This window comes from Wolbachia endosymbiont of Cylisticus convexus, from assembly GCF_003344345.1.
In genome coordinates, this window is the sequence record NZ_QPIP01000211.1 from 1 (window position 1) to 3,418 (window position 3,418).

Sequence of the window (3,418 nt, forward strand, 5' to 3'; positions counted from 1 at the left end):
GTACATACTGTAATTGCTATTGAATGATGGAGAGACATACTCCATTATTTTAGCACGAAGTAACAAATTCAATGAATTAGTTCTTCAAGAATAATTTAAACTTTTACAGTAGGAGTAGTCTCATGAAACATTATAGCGGGTTAGATGTCTCACTCAAAGAAACTTTTATTAGTATCATTGATGAGAAAGGAAAAATTGTTAAAGAAGGGGTTGTTGCAAGTGAAAGCAGTGCAATAGCTGAGTTTCTGCTTGGTCAAAACAAAAAATACGAGTCCATAGGAATAGAAAGCGGGCAATTATCAATATCGATGTGCAAAGAGTTGAGGAATCTTGGATTACCAGTAACTTGTGTAGATGCAAGGCATATGGCAGCAGCATTATCTGCGAGAATCAATAAGAATGATAAAAATGATGCAAGAGGCATAGCACAAATGATGAGAGTTGGGCTATTTAAGGAGGTATTAGTAAAATCAGACGAAGCTTGTCAGGTTAAAATAATACTTGGAAGCAGAAGACAATTAATACGTTGCAGAGAGCAAATTGCGGGAACAATAAGGGGATTACTGAAAATATACGGGATAAAAGTTAATCAACGTCTTAGTTCTGCAAACTTTGCTTTAAAAGTGCAAGAAATGGTTAATAATCTAGATGAAATTAGCCAAACCTCAATTGAATCATTAGTACATAGTTTAGAAATAATAGAAGAATCAACAAGAAAACTTGATAAAATGCTCTCAGAACAAAGCAAAAAAGATGAGGATTGTAAATTATTAACTACTGTTCCAGGAGTTGGTATTATAGTAGCAATGACATATAAAGCTGCAATAGATGATCTGCATAGGTTTGAAACATCTTATACAGTTGGAGCCTATATGGGATTAAGTCCAAGACAGTACGCTTCTGGTGAGATTGATCGACACGGAAGTATATCAAAAATGGGACCAGTGGACTGTAGGAATATGTTATATGAAGCCGCGCAGGTCTTACTGGTAAAATGTAAAAGGACATTTAAATTAAGAAGCTGGGGATTGAAGCTTAAAAAGAAAAAGGGCATGAAAAAAGCAATTGTTGCAGTAGCAAGAAAATTAGCCGTGATTATGCACAAGATGCTAATCGATAGAAAAGAGTTTTGCTATCAATAAACACTAAAGAAGTATAAAACAATAATTTTACTGAAAGTAAAGATAGCAATGCCGATGGAAGGGATAAGCAAGAGGATAAGTTGAAGCATAGACTTCGTGGCGTACATGTTGCCGTCCACTTCCGCCTACAAGTATAGTGCGGCTTGGCTACAATATAAATTAGCCATATTAGACCGCGGAGAGAACAATGGAAGCATGCTACTTTTAACTTATGTAAAATCATTAAGACTATAGAGGAAAAGAATGATACCTTAGTTTTTATAAGCTTAATGAATATGTGGATAAATACTTTAAGTTTGTGTGGACGTATTTATCCACATATTCATTGGCTACATAGTTTAAAAGAGATTAATTGGAAATTAGTGTTGATGTTTTTATTGCCAATAAAACCTCTTTTGATTGAATAAGATAATACAATAATAAATAAAAGGTTGTATTAGAGCTGAATTTTACATCAAAAAATATTTTTCATGATACAAAAAATTATTGTTGACTTTTATGCAATTAGAGAACTTATGCAATTAGAGAACTTATTCACAGCTATGCTATTGCTATATAGAAGCAGTTTTAGGGCTATACTCCTCAGTAAACAGTCTACCGTCTCTTACTAAAGAGTTAGCAAGGATAAGTAATTTTCTCATTGCAGCAGTAGAGGTAACTTTATATGGTTTTTTATATTGATTGTATAGCCTATCAAAGAAGATTTTTATATAAGAATTGTACCTTTGCGCACTAAGAATGCACATATGTAAAACCTTTCTAATTTGTGATCTACCACCCTGAATACACCTTTTTCCCTTACTGGAACCACTATCTCGATTAAAAGGTGCAACTCCGGAAAGGCTCGATATTTCTTTATGTTGGAGAGTTCCAAGCTCGGGTAAATAACAAATAAAAGTAATAGCTGTTATTGCACCTACACCAGGTATACTAGTTATTGACATATACTTTTTTTTAAGCTCTTGATTTTTATCGACTAATTCCATTAGCTCATCAACTATGTTTTTTAAAATTTTTTGAATTTAGTCTTATTACAACTCTTATTTATAGTTTTGTATTCTTATTCAATTGAAAAACGTATTTTTGGCAATAAAAACCCTAGTTCATTACAGAAAGAAATTTATATCAAACAACTACCACTGCTTAGATCTTATGATTAATGAATATGTGCTTTAAATTTGTGTGGCGCGCATATTCATTAACCTATTTTCTTATGCAGATTTTAAAAATTTGCGTTAATTGCTTCTTTAAGCCTTGCATTAGCAATCACTATAATTTTGCGCATTAGAGCTGTTATGACTACCATCTTCTTTTTACCTCTACCAATGAGAGCAGAATAAAAAGCACCAAGTGCAGATTTAGTCCTTGAAGCAGCCATCGCAGATGTAAAAAGCTTTTCACGAACGTTCCTTCTGCCACCACTTATTCTGCGATAACCAATAGCTTTACCACTTTCTTTTGGATGCGGGGCAACTCCAGCAAGACTAGCAACTTCTTGCCTGCTTAAGTAGCCAAGTTCTGGCATCAAGCATACAAAATCTTGTGATAACTTTTTACCTATTCCTGGTACTGTTCTTATGATTTTTTGGCGCTTTTTTAACTCTGGATTCTCATCGATAATTTTTTGTATGGCATCATTGAGCTCATCTATTTGACTGTTAAAAAAGTCAATAGTTTTTTGGCAACTTTCTTTTATATAGTCGTTTTCAGGTGCTTTCAGTCTACATTTCTCTTGAGCTCTTATTTGTGTAAGGTCATCACGACGTTGACAAAGTGCAGCTAAGGCTGTTTGTTCTTTTGACATAGGCACAAATAGAGATAGAGTACTATAACGCTCAAATCCATATTGAGCAAGGGCTCTTGCATCTGATTGATCAGACTTTGCTAAAATTCCATGAGATAAGGTAAAGCTTTTTACTTTGCGAGTATTAGCTCGATGTACAGCAACATTCTTATCAACCAGAAAGTGTGCTAAGCCAAGCTCATATTTTCCTGTATTTTCCAAAGTTACAAAAGAATTAGGTAGAATATTTGAAAAATTTTGAAACAATTGTTGCCAACCAGCAGCATTATTATCAAACTTGATAGTGTTCTTTTGGTTGTGAACTGCAGCAACATTTTTAAATTTTCCGATATCAATGCCAATAAAATTTTGATAAGATGTAATCATAATAACCTCGATTAGTTTTAGTTAATTTAAGATTGTAAACGGGTGCATATGTATGTCCCACACAACTATTCAAACGTATCGAGAGATAGGGCTAGTGTACCTTGAT

General features: G+C 33.7%; 2 protein-coding genes and 1 pseudogene. 1 reads left to right on the forward strand and 2 read right to left on the reverse strand.

Annotation, left to right across the window (positions count from 1 at the left end):
* Positions 1 to 122: 122 nt before the first annotated feature.
* Entirely contained in the window at positions 123 to 1,142 is a 1,020-nt protein-coding gene (locus Wcon_RS10500) for an IS110 family RNA-guided transposase (protein ID WP_114517104.1), read from the forward strand.
* A gap of 551 nt (positions 1,143 to 1,693) precedes the next feature.
* On the opposite strand, the pseudogene Wcon_RS10505 reads toward Wcon_RS10500, so the two are convergent.
* Positions 1,694 to 2,137, reverse strand: a pseudogene (locus Wcon_RS10505) (transposase); the annotation flags it as partial.
* Between the two features lie 227 nt (positions 2,138 to 2,364).
* Positions 2,365 to 3,312 carry an IS110 family RNA-guided transposase gene (locus Wcon_RS10510; RefSeq protein ID WP_063630491.1) on the reverse strand — a complete coding sequence of 316 codons (948 nt, stop codon included), beginning with the start codon at positions 3,310 to 3,312 and terminating at the stop codon, positions 2,365 to 2,367.
* Between the last annotated feature and the right edge of the window lie 106 nt (positions 3,313 to 3,418).

Excerpts from the sequence above, each read along its gene's own strand:
- Wcon_RS10500 (WP_114517104.1), top strand. The coding sequence starts at position 123 with ATGAAACATTATAGCGGGTTAGATGTCTCACTCAAAGAAACTTTTATT.
- Wcon_RS10510 (WP_063630491.1), bottom strand. The coding sequence starts at position 3,312 with ATGATTACATCTTATCAAAATTTTATTGGCATTGATATCGGAAAATTT.